This window comes from Cellulosimicrobium sp. E-16, assembly GCF_049913115.1.
Classification (GTDB): domain Bacteria; phylum Actinomycetota; class Actinomycetes; order Actinomycetales; family Cellulomonadaceae; genus Cellulosimicrobium.
Map to the genome: position 1 here is coordinate 2,611,719 of NZ_CP183974.1, position 13,617 is coordinate 2,625,335.

Consider the following 13,617-nt stretch of genomic DNA (forward strand, 5'->3'; position numbering starts at 1 on the left):
GGGCGACCGCGATGTGAGGACCACGCCCGAACCGTGCTATGTTTTTCCCCGCACCGGAACGGCGGAAACGCCGGGAAGGTCCACTCGTCCGGGTGGCGGAATGGCAGACGCGCTAGCTTGAGGTGCTAGTGCCCTTTATCGGGCGTGGGGGTTCAAGTCCCCCTCCGGACACCGCATGGCACTCCTCGTGCCACGGAGGCCGGGTCAGGAGATTCTTCCTGGCCCGGCCTTCTGCGTGTCCCGGCCCAGCCGGTCCGGCAGGTCTCGACCTCAACCGTCCGTGTCGGTCCAGGACGCGACGTCGACGCCGTGGTTGTCAGGCGACGCGAGCGACCACCACGCCGGGGCGTGCGAGTCGTCGGCCAGCCTCCCGCCGGCGGCGAGCGCGGCGTCCACGCGCGCCCGCGCCTGGTCGGCCGGCACGAACACGTCGAGATGGGTCCGACCGCGCCCCGGCGAGTCGCCGGAGATCGGGTTGAAGGCGAGCTGCGGGCCGCACCGCAGCGGGTCGACGGCATCCGTGTCGCCGAGCTCCTCGTAGCCCAGCACGGCCGAGAAGAACGGCCGCACGTCCGCCTGCGAGTGCTGGGCGACGTAGAGGCCGACGGACTGCGCACGCGTCGGGTCGGGAGTCAGCGACAGCTCGGCCGCCGCGCGTGACACGCTCGCCGCGAAGTCCGCGGCCGTCGCAGGGATGCCCTCCGGGTCGCGGTACGGGACCCGGACGACGACTCCCTCGGGACGCACGTCGACGTCGGGCAGGATCCCGGCGCGCTCCGCCGCCTCGACCACCGCCGGGACCAGTGCCGCGGCACGCGCGAGGGACGTCGCCGTGAAGACCGCCTGCGGCCCCGTCCCCGTGACGCGCCAGTCGGACACGCCCTGTGCCTGGTGGAACTCGGCCGCGGAGATCCGTCCGCGTTCGCTCGTCAGCCCGTCCATGCGCTCCCCTTCGACGCTGCCGCGGCCGCCGTCGGCACCCCCGGCCCGCCGGATCTCATCGTAGCGAGGCGCTTCGCGCGCCTCGAGGTGCGGGGTCGGACGTCCCGCTCTACGGTGGCATGTCCTTTCTAGTGCTTTTGAGGCGGTATGCAATGCTTGACGTCCAACACTTCACCTACGGTGCGGTGACCCCGCTCATCTCCTACGCGGCCGCGGTCTCCGGGTCTGCCTGCGGCCTGTCCGCGGTGTCCAGGTCCCGTGTCGACGCGCCGTGGCACGTGCGTTCGGCGTGGCTGTGGCTGGGGGCCGCGGCCATCGGGGGCACGGGCATCTGGGTGATGCACTTCGTGGCGATGCTCGGGTTCACGGTCACCGGCATGCCGATCCACTACGACGTGCCGCTCACGATCGTCTCCGCGCTGGTCGCCGTGGTGGTCGTGTCCGTCGGCCTGCACCTGGTCATGATGTTCGGCTACCGGCCCCTGCTGCTGGTCGTGGGAGGCGCCGTGGCCGGGCTCGGCGTCGCCGGGATGCACTACATGGGCATGTCGGCGATGCGCATGCACGGCACCGTGCACTACAGCGCGATCTCCGTCGTCCTGGCGGTGCTCGTCGCGGTCGCGGCCGCGACGGCGGCGCTCTGGCTCTGCGTGCACGCGCGGGGCGGGCTGTCCATGACCGTGTCGGCCCTCGTCATGGGGGTCGCGGTCGCGGGGATGCACTACACCGGCATGTGGGGCGTCTCGGTGACCGGTCAGCCGGGCGCACCGGACGGCGGCGTCCCGATGCTGGACCTGCTGGGTGCCCTCCTCGTCGGGGGTGGTGGCTCCGTCCTGCTGCTGGTGTTCGTCGTCGTCGGCTCCCGGACGGAGAGCGAGAGGCGGCGGCACGAGGCCTTCCGGGACCGCATGGCGCAGGAGACCGTCTCGGTCGGCAGGTAGCGGCCCACGAGGTCCCGCCTCTCACGGCCGGCGTGCGCGCGCCCGGTCCTCCGCCTCGAGCACCAGGCGCAGGCCCGTGAAGTCGCGCAGGAGGATCCTCGCCAGGACCACGGTCGGGAGCAGCGCCACCAGCCGGAGCCCCGACGCCACGTCGCCGTGGTAGTCGGCGCGCACGCGCGTCCCGCCGCCGTCGGGCGACGTGACGTACTCGACGCGCGAGTTCCAGGGCGCCGTGGAGTGCCAGACGACACGACGGTCGGTCTCGACGACCTCGAGCACGTCGGTGAACCGCACCCGGAACGGACCGACGCGGTCGACGGCGGCCCAGCGGCTCCCGACCCGCAGCGGCCCCGCGTCGACCGGGCGGCGGGAGACGACCGCGGGCGCGAACTCCGGCCACCGGCCGGGATCGGCGAGGTAGACGAAGACGCGCGACGGCGGGTGGTCGAGGTGGACGTCGAGTGTCACGCGTCGCCACACGGTTCGATCCCCCTTCCTGCGCCCGCGGTCAGACCATCGCCGGCACGGGTCGGTCCGGGTAGAGCTCTCGCATCGCGTGGTCGTACCGCCGCTTGAGGAGAAGCAGGTACAGCACCCGGACGGGCGCGGGCACGTTCGCGCGGAACCAGTCCTCCCGCTCGGACGCGGGGACGCTCGCGAGCAGCAGGCCGAGCTGGAGCGCCATGACGTCCTTGCCGAGCTCCTTGCGGTGCTTCATCAGGGCGGCGCGGGTGTGCTCCTCCATGGAGTCCCACTCCTGCTGCGACATCACGTCCCCGGCCACGGGGAGGATCTCCACCTCTTCCTGCCCGAGGTGCGCCGACAGGAGGTCACGCAGGCCCTCGACGTCGGTCGCGAACGCGTCGCGGAGCCGCGGGTCGGCCGTGGCCACCCATGGTTCGAGCTGCGGCTCGATCCGCGCGAGCCGCACCGCGACCTCGGCGTGCTGCGCCCGCATCTGGCCGACGTGCAGCGCGCACGCGGGCTCGCGCGTCTCCAGCCGGTCCCACAGCACCAGGTCCTCGGTCTCGTGGTGCAGGTGCAGCGCGAAGAAGTCGAGGTGGGCGTAGCGGCCCACGACGGCCGAGCGCGCGGTGTCCCCGGGCCGGACGTCGCGCACCAGCTCGGGAAGCTCGCGGTAGAGCCAGCGGAAGATCCGATGGACGAGGTACATGCCCGACGTGTCGCACCCGGGGTGCTGCCCCGCGGGCAGCGGTCCGGGGAGAGGGAGCTTGTCGGTCATCTCGTCCTCCGCCCGTCGGACGACGTCGGTGTCGTCGTGGCGCTCTCCGACGCTACGCCCGGCCGCGGCGGAGCCACAATGCCCGGTCGGCAGGTTCACCCGGGCAGCAAGAAGCCCCGCCGTGTGGAGCGGCGGGGCTTCTCGATCCGCTGTCTCATTCGGATCCCGCCGGCGCTCTCGCGCCGGAAGCCTGAGGCAAGTCTAGAGCGTCGCCACGACTGCCTCCCACCCCGGTACGACCGCCTCCTCCTCGCGGAGGAGGGCCCTCCCCCGCAGATCTCGGCCGACGGCGGGAGCCGGCGGCCCCACGCCCGTCCGTAGCGTCGACGACGGCGGCACCCGAGGAGCGGGCGCCCCGCGACGACGGGAGGACGCATGATCCAGGTGGAGGCGCTCACCAAGCGCTACGGGGCGACGACGGCGGTGGACGGGCTGACGTTCACGGCGCGTCCGGGCACCGTGACGGGCTTCCTCGGCCCGAACGGGGCGGGGAAGTCGACGACGATGCGCGTGGCGGTCGGCCTCGAGCGCCCGACGTCGGGCACGGCGACCGTGGACGGCCGCCGGTACGCCGACCTCCCGGCGCCGCTCCACGCCGTCGGGTGCATGCTCGACGCGCGGTCCGTGCACCCGGGGCGCACGGCGTTCCGGCACCTGCGGGCTCTCGCGCGGACCCACGGGATCGGCCGCGCCCGCGTGGACGAGGTCATCGGCATGACGGGGCTCGAGAGCGTCGCCGGACGGCGTGCCGGGACCTTCTCGCTGGGGATGGGGCAGCGCCTCGGCATCGCCGGGGCGCTGCTCGGCGACCCCGGGACGCTCATCCTCGACGAGCCCGTCAACGGCCTCGACCCCGACGGCGTCCTGTGGGTGCGGGGGCTCGTCCGTGGCCTCGCGGCCGAGGGGCGGACCGTGCTCCTCTCCTCGCACCTCATGCACGAGCTCGCGCTCTGCGCGGACCGGGTCGTCGTCATCGGCCGGGGCCGTCTCCTCGCCGACGCACCGGTCCAGGAGCTCGCCGCCGACGCGGGCTCGCTCGAGGACGCGTACCTGCGGCTCACGGCGGGCGCCGTCGAGTACCAGGGTCGCACCGCCGGGGAGACCGGCCGCGCCGCGGCGGGAGGCGCCCGATGACCGCCGCGACCCCCGCCCTGGCACGCCACACCGCGGCACGGGCGGAGACGCACGGACCGACGCTCACGCGCGTCGTCGCCTCCGAGTGGACCAAGCTCACGAGCCTCCGGTCCTCCTGGTGGGCCGCCGCCCTCACGGTCGCGGTCTCGGCCGCGCTGACCTACCTCTCGGCCCAGGCGTCCTCCGTGGACCCGGGGTTCGACCCGCTGGGCTCCCTCACGTCGGGCCTGCTGCTCGCCCAGGTGCCCCCGCTCGTCCTGGGGGTCCTCGTCGGCACGGGCGAGCACAGCACCGGCACGTTCCGCACGACGTTCGTCGCCGTCCCGCGGCGCTGGCCGGTGCTCGCCGCGCAGACCGTCGTCACCGCCGCGTTCGCGCTGCTCACGGCCGTGCTCGCGGTCGGCGCCGCCGTCCTCGCCCTGGTCCCCTCGGCGCGGGCCCGCGGGATCGCCCTCGACCTCGCGAGCGACGGCACGCCCCGGGTGCTCGGTGGGATGGCGCTCCTGCTCGTCGCGATGGCCCTGCTCGGCCTCGCGCTCGGCGCGCTGCTCCGGCGGCCGGTGCCCGCCCTGACGGTCGCGGTCCTCGTCGTCCTCGTCCTGCCCGTCGCGCTCGTGCTCGCCGCCGACCTGGCGGGCGACCCGCTCACCGCGTCCGCGGGCGAGCCGTCGGCGCAGGCCGCCGTCAACACCGCCGTGACGTTCCTCCCCACCGGCGCGGGGTCCCTGCTGACGACCGAGGGCCCCGTCGAGGGCGCGCCCGACCTCGGCGCGTGGGGCGGCGGGCTCGTCCTGGCGGCGTGGGTCGCCGTGCCGCTCGCGCTGGCTGCCCTCCGCCTCCGCACCCGGGACGTGGTCTGACATGGCCGCGACCACCACGCACGCGTCCGGCGTCCGTGCCGCGGACCGTCCGCAGGTCACCCTCCGCCGGGTGGTCGCGGCGGAGTGGGACAAGCTCACGAGCCTGCCGTCGACGGCCTGGCTCGCCCTCGCGACCGTCGCCGCCGCGGCGTCGACGGCCTGGGCGCTCGGCCTCTTCGCCCGGCCCGACGCCGGGGCATCGGGCGCGCCCACGGCCCTCGCCGGGTACGTGCTCGCCCAGCTCGGGTTCCTCGTGCTGGGCGCGACGACCGGCGCGGGCGAGTTCCGCACCGGGACGGCCCGCGTGACCTTCGTCGCGGTCCCGCGCCGGATCCCCGTGCTCGTGGCGCAGGCGGTCGTCACGGCCGCGGTCGCCCTGCTCACGGCCGTGGTCGCGCTCGTGGCGGCGCTCGCGGCGACCGCCGGGCAGCGCGCGGCGCTCGGGCTCGTGCTCGACGTCACCGACCCGGAGACGGTGCGCCTCCTCGCGGGCTTCGTGCTCTACCAGACCGGGGTCGCGCTCGTCGGGCTGGGGCTCGGGGCCCTGCTGCGCCGACCCGACGCCGCGCTCGTCGCCGGCGTGGTGCTGCTCGTCGTGCTCGACCACCTCCTCGCCACGAACCCCGGCCGGGTCGCGGACACGGCGCGCGCCCTCCTCCCGGGTGTCGGGGCGCGGCTGCTCCAGGGCGACGAGCGGCTCGCCGTCCTCGACACGACGACGCTGGGCCCGCACGTCGGTCCGTGGGCTGCCGGGCTCGTGCTCGCCGCGTGGGCGGCCGCGCTCCTCGTCGCGGCAGGGATCCGCCTGCGTCGCCATGACGTCACCTGACGCGCGCGGGGGCGGGTGGGAGAGTGGGGCCATGCCCTCGACGCCCGTCGCCCTGTCCGCGCGCGGGACGACCGACGACGTCGTGCTCACCGCGCCCGACCTCCGGCGGCGCGGACCGCTCGGCCGGCTCCTCGCGGAGCAGCCTCGGGCCGCCGACGCCGCGCTCGTCGTCGGCCTCGTCGCGCTCGGGCTCGTCACCGCGGTCCTCGGGCTCGCGACCGTCGAGGGGTCCACCGGGCTCGGCCTCTTCCGACCCGACGAGCCGGTCGCGCGGACGGTCGTCACGACGTGGCTCGTGGGCGCCGTCCTCGGGTCGGCGCTCCTGCTCGCCCGCCGCACCCGGCCCTTGGCGGTCACGGCCGCGCTCACGGCGCTGGCGGTCGCGTCGCTCGCGGCCGCGGGCGTGCTGGGTGTGCTCGGGGTGTGCCTCGCGTGCGCGGTGCACGCCGTGGCTGCCTCCCGGCCGCCGCGCACCGCGTGGCTGACGTGCGCCGCGGTGCTGGTCGTGGTCACCGTCGCGCTGTGGTCGTGGCAGGACATCGGCCTCGCCGAGATCCTCCTCTGGAGCGACTCGGGCGTCACGCCCGGCGGCGACCCCGTGCGTGACCTCGCCGAGCCGCCCTTCTCCCCCGGCCGCCGGTCGGCGTCCGTCTCCCTCCTGCTCGCGCTCCTGCTCCTCGGGATGACCACGGGCTCCGGCGCCCGTGCGCGGCGCCTCCACGCCGAGGACCTGGCGGAGCGGTACCGGGCCATGGCGCGGGACCGCGACCAGAGCGCGGCGCTCGCCCGTGCGGCCGAGCGCACCCGGATCGCCCGGGAGATGCACGACGTCGTCGCGCACAGCGTCTCCGTGATGGTCGCGCTGTCCGACGGCGCGGGCGCCGCGCTGGACCGCGCCCCCGACCGGTCGCGCGAGGCGCTGCGGGAGCTCTCCCGGACCGGGCGCGAGGCGCTGGCCGACATGCAGCGCGTGCTCGGCGCGCTCGATCCCGGCGACGACGACGGCGACGCCACGGACGGGCGTCCCGAGCCGACCGGGACCGACCTCGCGGCGGTCGTCGCGCGCTTCCGCGCCGCAGGTGTCCCGGTGACGGCGACCGGTCTCGACCTGTCGCTCCCGCAGGACACGTCGCTGCGGCTGGCGGTGGTGCGGGTCGTGCAGGAGGCGCTGACCAACGTCCTGCGGCACGCCCCCGGGACGCCGGAGGCCCGGGTCGAGGTCCGGCGCCGTGCGGACGTCGTCGAGGTCGAGGTGCGCGACGCCGGTGGCGCCCGACCCGGCGCGGGCGGCGGGACCGGCCGCGGCATCCTCGGCATGCGCGAGCGCGCGGCGCTGCTCGGCGGCAGCGTCGAGGCCGGGCCGCGGCCGGACGGCGGGTGGACGGTGCGCGTCGTGCTGCCGTGGGTCGAGGACGACGGAGGACTCGCGTGACGACCGTGCTGCTCGTGGACGACCAGGCGCTCCTGCGCATGGGTTTCCGGCTCGTGATCGAGTCCGAGCCCGACCTCGAGGTGGTCGGCGAGGCGTCGGACGGGCGGGTCGCGCTCGACCAGGTTGCGGCGCTCGCGCCCGACGTCGTCGTCATGGACGTCCGGATGCCCGGCATGGACGGCATCGAGGCGACCCGGCGCGTCGTCGCGGAGCACCCCGGGACGCGCGTGCTCGTGCTGACCACGTTCGACGTCGACGAGTACGCGTTCGCGGCGCTGCGCTCCGGCGCGAGCGGCTTCCTGCTGAAGAACGCCCGCCCGCACGACCTCGTCGAGGCGATCCGCACCGTCGCGGCGGGGAGCTCGGTGGTCGCGCCGCGCGTCCTGCGCCGCATGCTCGACCTCTTCGCGCCGCACCTGCCCGCCGACGGCCGGCCGGCGGACGACGACGACCTCGACCCGCGGCTGCGGTCGCTCACGCCGCGCGAGCTCGACGTGCTGCGGTGCGTGGCCGAGGGGCTCTCCAACGCCGAGATCGCCGAGCGCCTCGTGCTGTCGTCGACGACGGTCAAGACGCACGTGGGCAACCTGCTCGCCAAGCTCGGGGTGCGGGACCGGGTCCAGGCCGTGATCGTCGCCTACGAGAGCGGTCTGGTCGGGTCGCGCTCCTGAACCAGCGTTCCCCGCCGCCCTCGGTGCGCCGCGTTCACCCCCGACGGGTGAGGCTCCGCCCCGGGTGCGCTGCGACCGTGGTGACGAGCGCCGGAGAGGAGCCCACGATGACGGCTGCGCAGATCCCCCGACAGCAGGTCCCTCCCGCCACGGGCCCGTGGCACACCGCCTCGACGGAGGCCGTGTGCGCGGCGCTCGACGTCGACCCGGCGGTCGGGCTGACGTCGGCGCAGGTCGCCGAGCGGCGCGCCCGGTACGGCCCCAACGCGCTCGCGGAGGAGCGCAAGGAGAAGCCGTGGCAGGCGTTCCTGCGCCAGTACCGGGACCTCATGCAGCTCGTGCTCGTCGGGGCGGCCGTGGTCAGCATCATCGCGCTCGGCGACGTCACGACGGGCGTCGTCGTCCTCGGCCTCACCGTGCTCAACGCCCTCATGGGCCTGCACCAGGAGGGCAAGGCCGCCCAGAGCGTCGCGGCCCTGCAGCAGATGCTCGTCATGACGGCCACCGTGCGCCGCGACGGGCGGCAGGAGCAGGTGCCCGCCGAGGAGCTCGTGCCGGGCGACGTCGTCGGCTTCGAGGCCGGGAGCAAGATCCCCGCCGACGGGCGGCTGCTCGTCGCGGCCTCGCTGGAGATCGAGGAGGCCGGCCTCACGGGCGAGAGCACCCCGGTCGCCAAGGGGGTCGAGACCGTCGTCGCGGACGACGCGCCGCTCGGCGACCGCACGGACATGGCGTACATGAACTCGCAGGTGACGCGCGGGCGCGGCGAGATGGTCGTCACGGCGACGGGCATGACGACCGAGGTGGGCCGCATCTCCGGGATGCTCAGCGGCGTCGAGCAGGACAAGACCCCGCTCACGCGTCAGCTCGACCGCATCACCGTGATCATCACGGTCATGGCGGCGATCGCCCTCGTCGTCGTGGTGGTCCTGGGACTGGTGCGCGGCGAGGACTTCGACAGCCTGTTCGTGGTCGGGATCAGCCTGGCCATCGCGGCGATCCCGACGGGCCTCCCCGCCGTGGTGACGATGCTGCTGTCGCTCGGCACGCGCCGGCTCGCCGAGGAGGGCGCGATCGTCAAGCGCCTCAAGTCGGTCGAGACGCTCGGCTCGACGTCGGCCATCTGCTCGGACAAGACGGGGACCCTCACGCTCAACCAGATGACGGCACGCCGGCTGGTGCTCGCCGGGCGCCGGTTCTCGGTCGACGGCGAGGGCTACTCGACGACCGGCCGCATCCTCGCGGCCGCCGGCTCGACGGACGTCCCGCTCGAGCCCGTCGCGCTGCCCCTCGCGCTCGCGAGCGACGCCGTCGTGCGCGACGGCGAGTGCATCGGCGACCCGACCGAGGGCGCGGTCGTCGTCCTGGCAGCGAAGGCAGGGCTGGACGTCGAGGAGACGCGCGCCGAGCACCCCCGCGTCGCCGAGGTCCCGTTCGACGCCGCGTACAAGTTCATGGCGACGTTCCACGAGATCGACGGCGAGCTCACGTGCTTCGTGAAGGGTGCCCCGGACGTGCTGCTCGCCCGGTCGAGCCGCTACCTCACCGCCGACGGCGGGACCGCGCCGCTCGACGACGACGCCCGGGCGCGCGTCGTGGCGGAGAACGACGCGCTCGCGGGCGAGGGCATGCGCGTGCTCGCGGTGGCGCGACGGACCGTCGGCCGCGACGAGCTGTCCGGCGAGCTCCTCGACGCGGTGCGCGACCTCGAGCTGGTCGCGCTCGTCGCCATCGTCGACCCGCCGCGCCGGGAGGCGCGCGACGCCATCGCGGAGTGCCGCGACGCCGGCATCCGCGTCCGGATGATCACGGGCGACCACGTGACCACGGCGGCGGCGATCGCCGGGCAGCTCGGCATCGAGGGCCGTGCGCTGACGGGCGCCGAGTTCGCCGCGATGTCCGACGCCCAGCTCGAGGCGGAGGTCGGGGAGATCGGCGTCGTCGCGCGCGTCGCGCCCGAGGACAAGGTGCGCCTCGTCGACGTGCTCAAGCGCAAGGGCGACGTGGTCGCGATGACGGGCGACGGCGTCAACGACGCCCCGGCGCTCACGCGCGCGGACATCGGCGTCGCGATGGGCATCACGGGCACCGAGGTGACCAAGGACGCCGCCGAGATGATCCTCACGGACGACAACTTCGCCACGATCGTGGCCGCCGTCGAGGGGGGCCGCGGGCTCTACGACAACCTCATGAAGTACATCCGCTTCCAGATGGTCGTGCTCATCGGGTTCATCCTCACGTTCGTCGGCGCCGGGATCTTCACCATCGCGGGCGGCACGCCGCTCACGCCGCTGCAGATCCTCTGGGTGAACTTCGCCATCGACGTGCTGCTCGCGATCGGTCTCGGCTTCGACGCCGCGACGCCCGGCCTCATGCGCCGACGGCCCCGGCCACCGACCGAGCCGGTCATCGGGCGCGGGCTCGGGGTCCGGCTCGCCGTCGGCGGCGTGCTCATCGCCGTCGGCTCCCTCGTCGCCGTGGCGTGGGGCGAGGCCGACGCCGACCTGGCCGTCGCCACGACGATGGGCCTCACGGCGATGTCCCTCCTGCACGTCGTGGCCGCCCTGGAGTGGCGCGACCCGCGGGCCAGCATCCTGTCGTTCGAGACCCTCGCCAACGGCCGGTTCGTCGTGCTGCTCCTCGCATCGCTCGGGCTGACGTTCCTCGTCACGACCCTCGACGGCCTGCAGAGGATCTTCGGCACGGTCGACCTCGACGGCGGACAGTGGGGCGTGTGCGCGCTCGTCGCGCTCGGTTTCCTCGTCCTCGCGGAGCTCGGCAAGCTCGTGCTGCGCCAGGTCGACAGGCGCCGGAAGGTGCCCGCCGACGGCGCCGCGACCGCGGCGGCCTGAGGCGGCGGGTCAGGAGACGACGCCGAGCTCGCGACCCCGACGCACGGCGTCACGACGCGAGCTCACGCCGAGCTTGCGGTACACGGACTTGAGGTGCGCCTTCACGGTGTTCACCGACACGAAGAAGTCCTCGGCGATCTCGACGTTGCTCGCCATCGACGGCAGCACCGTGAGGATCGCGAGCTCCCGCTCGGTGAGGGGCTCGACGAGGGGAGCCGGCTCCCGCGCCCGGTCCACCGGGTCGAGGTGGACGCGCAGCAGCGCGGCGAGCGCGTCTTCGCGCGCGGCGACCGCGCGCGCGAGGGCAGGACGCAGCTCGCGCACCACGACCGTCAGGAAAGGACGGACGAGACGCTCCGTGGCGGCGAGGTCCAGGGCGCGCGCCAGCGGGACCTCGACCCTGCGCGTCCCGGCCCGCGCCAGCGCCGACGCCTCGACGAGGGCCGCCTCGACGCGTACGAGGGTGCTCACGTCCCCCTCCCCCGCGTCCGCGAGCCCCGCCACGGCGCGCAGGGCCGCCCCCGTCCGCCCCGTGGTGAGCAGCTCCCGCGCGCCGCACACCGCGACGACGGACGGCGTGCCCAGGCCCTCTCGCCGCACGCGGGCCGGGAGCGCGGGCTGCGTGCCGTCGTCGAGCAGGCGGACCGCGGCGGTCGCGCGGACCCACAGGTCGGCGAGCACGGGCGGCGTCGCGACGGGCCCGAGCGCCCGGTCGGCAGCGACCAGCGCGTGGCGTGCCGCCCCGGTGTGCCCACGGTCCGCCGCCACCAGGGTCTGGACGAGGCGGACGACCGCCTCGGAAGCGGGCTCGCGGCCCCCGGCGTCGGCCGCCAGCGCGTGCGCGAGCTCCCGGTCGAGGGCGTCGTCGGAGACCCGCAGGTACTGCACCCACGCGCGCGCGGCGTGCGCCGGGCGCACGTGGGCGTACCCGTCCCAGCCGCGCGGCTCCGCCTCCCTCGCGACCGCGAGCGCGAGCGCCTCCCCCTCGTCGAGCCGGCCCTCCGCGACGGCGCGGAGGGCCGCCGCGGCGCGTGCCCCGAGGACGAAGAGCTGGGGCGCCCGCCACTCGCGTCCCGGAGGCGGCGCGAGCGGGAACGAGGACGTCACCGGCTCCGGGCCCACCGAGCACCAGGCGAGGCCCGCCGCTCGGTGGGCCTGCGCGAGGCCGCGGTAGGTGTCGAGTGCGGGGAACGGGTAGGGCGCCGCGTCCGCGGCGGCGAGGGCTGCACCGGCCGCCGTCGCGATCCCCCGGACGTCACCGGTCGAGCGCGCGACCGAGGCGTCGAGCAGCCCCAGGAGCACGGCCGCCGCGGGCTCCTCGACGGGGTCGAGGAGGTCGCGGGCCGTCTCGACGTGGCGGCGGGCGGCGTCGAACCTCTCGTCGACGTACGCGAGCGCGCCAGCGCACAGGTGGAGGCGGGCGTCGACGCCGATCGTCGCGTACGGCACGCGCCGCAGGGTGTCCGCGACGGTCTCGCGGTGCGGTCCCGCGAGCTGCACCGCCGCGCTCTCGACGAAGACCTCGCCCACGAGCGGCCAGTCCTCCGCTGCTGCCGCGTGCTCCAGCGCCCGCAGCGCCTCGCCGTCCCGCGCGAACCAGCGCGCCGCCGCGCGGTGCGCGTCGCGCAGCCGGACCGGGTCCTCGACCCGGAGCTGGTTCAGGAGCATCTCGCGCAGGAGCGGGTGGTACCGGTACCAGGTGCGGCCCTCGCCCGCCGTCATGACGAAGCCGTCGGCCGCAGCGAGGCCCGGGAGCAGCCGTTCCGCCGATGCCCCCGGGGCGAGCGCGGACGCGAGGTCCGGGCACACGGCCGAGGTCACGCTCGTGCGCAGGAGGAAGCTGCGGGTCGCCGGGTCCTGGCCGTCGAGGACCTCCGCCAGGAGGAACTCCGCCGCCGACCGGTCGGCGCGCGCCCGGCTCGCGGCGTCGTCGGCCTCGACCCGGAGGCGGACGCCCACCGCCCAGCCGCCCGTCTCGTCGAGGACGCGCCCCGCGTCGAACGCCGAGAGCGGCTTCCCGTGCACCGCGGCGAGCGTCGTGACGGCCGGGGTGTCGAACGCGAGGTCGGCCGCCCCGACCTCGGCGACCTCACCCTGCGCACGCAGCCGCTGGAACCGGACCAGCGGGTCGACGCGCGTGAGGAGGACGAGGTGCACGGGCAGCGGGTACCGCAAGAGGTCGTCGACGGTCGCCGCGACGTCTGGCCTCGCCGCGTGGTGGAAGTCGTCGAGCACGAGGACGACCGGATCGGGCAGCTGCTCGAGTGCCGCGAGGACCCGGCGCAGGAGCGCGGGCGAGAGTCGCGGCGGGACGACGAGCGTCTCGAGCGGGTGCCCCGGGGGGACGGCGCCAGCGGCACGCAGCGCGGACAGGACGTCGGCCCAGAACGCGGCCGGCTTGTCGTCGAACGGCTCCAGCGTCAGCCAGGCGACCCGTGGACCGGTGGCAGCGCGGGCCCAGCGGGCGACCGCGGTGGTCTTGCCCCAGCCCGGGCCCGCCGACACGAGCGTCAGACGCCGGGTCGCCGCGGCGGCGACGAGGGCCTCGACCGCGAGGCGCGGGACCGTCGTGGCGGGAAGCTCCGGGACCGACGTCCGGGCGCCCAGCATCTCGGAGGCGTCGGCGCCGCGCGCGACCGCCGTCCGCTCGGCACGCTGCTCGACCGAGGCCATGGGTCGAGGCTAGGCCCGAGGTCCGAGGACCGCACGGCGA

At 75.6% G+C, this 13,617-nt stretch carries 11 protein-coding genes and 1 tRNA gene; 8 read left to right on the forward strand and 4 right to left on the reverse strand.

The genetic code is table 11. From position 1 onward, the window contains the following. The first annotated feature begins 86 nt into the window (after positions 1 to 86). Positions 87 to 171: transfer RNA gene (locus ACN9MS_RS11605), tRNA-Leu, on the forward strand. Between the two features lie 99 nt (positions 172 to 270). On the opposite strand, the gene ACN9MS_RS11610 is transcribed toward ACN9MS_RS11605, so the two are convergent. Beyond that, positions 271 to 942, reverse strand: a complete 672-nt coding sequence (locus ACN9MS_RS11610; RefSeq protein ID WP_426308755.1) for a VOC family protein — start codon at positions 940 to 942, stop codon at positions 271 to 273. A 152-nt stretch (positions 943 to 1,094) separates the two neighbouring features. Between ACN9MS_RS11610 and ACN9MS_RS11615 the strand changes: the two genes are divergently transcribed. Next, on the forward strand, positions 1,095 to 1,883 hold the full coding sequence (locus tag ACN9MS_RS11615) for an MHYT domain-containing protein (protein ID WP_426308756.1): 789 nt from the start codon (positions 1,095 to 1,097) through the stop codon (positions 1,881 to 1,883). Between the two features lie 21 nt (positions 1,884 to 1,904). Here the strand turns inward: ACN9MS_RS11615 and ACN9MS_RS11620 are convergent, their stop codons facing one another. Beyond that, entirely contained in the window at positions 1,905 to 2,351 is a 447-nt protein-coding gene (locus ACN9MS_RS11620) for an SRPBCC family protein (RefSeq protein WP_426308757.1), read from the reverse strand. A 40-nt stretch (positions 2,352 to 2,391) separates the two neighbouring features. After that, on the reverse strand, positions 2,392 to 3,126 hold the full coding sequence (locus ACN9MS_RS11625) for a hemerythrin domain-containing protein (RefSeq protein WP_426308758.1): 735 nt from the start codon (positions 3,124 to 3,126) through the stop codon (positions 2,392 to 2,394). A gap of 375 nt (positions 3,127 to 3,501) precedes the next feature. Between ACN9MS_RS11625 and ACN9MS_RS11630 the strand changes: the two genes are divergently transcribed. From ACN9MS_RS11630 to ACN9MS_RS11655, 6 genes are all read left to right on the forward strand, one after another. Next, positions 3,502 to 4,260 carry an ABC transporter ATP-binding protein gene (locus ACN9MS_RS11630; RefSeq protein ID WP_426308759.1) on the forward strand — a complete coding sequence of 253 codons (759 nt, stop codon included), beginning with the start codon at positions 3,502 to 3,504 and terminating at the stop codon, positions 4,258 to 4,260. Then, positions 4,257 to 5,120, forward strand: a complete 864-nt coding sequence (locus ACN9MS_RS11635; RefSeq protein ID WP_426308760.1) for an ABC transporter permease subunit — start codon at positions 4,257 to 4,259, stop codon at positions 5,118 to 5,120. Before ACN9MS_RS11630 ends, ACN9MS_RS11635 begins: the two co-directional genes overlap by 4 nt. A gap of 1 nt (position 5,121) precedes the next feature. After that, on the forward strand, positions 5,122 to 5,949 hold the full coding sequence (locus tag ACN9MS_RS11640; RefSeq protein WP_426308761.1) for a hypothetical protein: 828 nt from the start codon (positions 5,122 to 5,124) through the stop codon (positions 5,947 to 5,949). Between the two features lie 31 nt (positions 5,950 to 5,980). Further along, complete coding sequence (locus ACN9MS_RS11645; RefSeq protein WP_426308762.1) at positions 5,981 to 7,381, forward strand: sensor histidine kinase; 1,401 nt, start codon at positions 5,981 to 5,983, stop codon at positions 7,379 to 7,381. Next, on the forward strand, positions 7,378 to 8,052 hold the full coding sequence (locus ACN9MS_RS11650) for a response regulator transcription factor (RefSeq protein ID WP_426308763.1): 675 nt from the start codon (positions 7,378 to 7,380) through the stop codon (positions 8,050 to 8,052). Before ACN9MS_RS11645 ends, ACN9MS_RS11650 begins: the two co-directional genes overlap by 4 nt. Before the next feature lie 107 nt (positions 8,053 to 8,159). Then, positions 8,160 to 10,904, forward strand: a complete 2,745-nt coding sequence (locus ACN9MS_RS11655; protein WP_426308764.1) for a cation-translocating P-type ATPase — start codon at positions 8,160 to 8,162, stop codon at positions 10,902 to 10,904. A 9-nt stretch (positions 10,905 to 10,913) separates the two neighbouring features. Here the strand turns inward: ACN9MS_RS11655 and ACN9MS_RS11660 are convergent, their stop codons facing one another. Further along, a complete protein-coding gene (locus tag ACN9MS_RS11660) occupies positions 10,914 to 13,577 on the reverse strand; it encodes a LuxR C-terminal-related transcriptional regulator (RefSeq protein ID WP_426308765.1) in 2,664 nt (887 codons plus the stop codon). Between the last annotated feature and the right edge of the window lie 40 nt (positions 13,578 to 13,617).

Coding starts and splice junctions, on each gene's coding strand:
- ACN9MS_RS11610 (WP_426308755.1), bottom strand. CDS start 942: ATGGACGGGCTGACGAGCGAACGCGGACGGATCTCCGCGGCCGAGTTC.
- ACN9MS_RS11625 (WP_426308758.1), bottom strand. CDS start 3,126: ATGACCGACAAGCTCCCTCTCCCCGGACCGCTGCCCGCGGGGCAGCAC.
- ACN9MS_RS11630 (WP_426308759.1), top strand. CDS start 3,502: ATGATCCAGGTGGAGGCGCTCACCAAGCGCTACGGGGCGACGACGGCG.
- ACN9MS_RS11660 (WP_426308765.1), bottom strand. CDS start 13,577: ATGGCCTCGGTCGAGCAGCGTGCCGAGCGGACGGCGGTCGCGCGCGGC.
- ACN9MS_RS11635 (WP_426308760.1), top strand. CDS start 4,257: ATGACCGCCGCGACCCCCGCCCTGGCACGCCACACCGCGGCACGGGCG.
- ACN9MS_RS11645 (WP_426308762.1), top strand. CDS start 5,981: ATGCCCTCGACGCCCGTCGCCCTGTCCGCGCGCGGGACGACCGACGAC.
- ACN9MS_RS11640 (WP_426308761.1), top strand. CDS start 5,122: ATGGCCGCGACCACCACGCACGCGTCCGGCGTCCGTGCCGCGGACCGT.
- ACN9MS_RS11615 (WP_426308756.1), top strand. CDS start 1,095: ATGCTTGACGTCCAACACTTCACCTACGGTGCGGTGACCCCGCTCATC.
- ACN9MS_RS11655 (WP_426308764.1), top strand. CDS start 8,160: ATGACGGCTGCGCAGATCCCCCGACAGCAGGTCCCTCCCGCCACGGGC.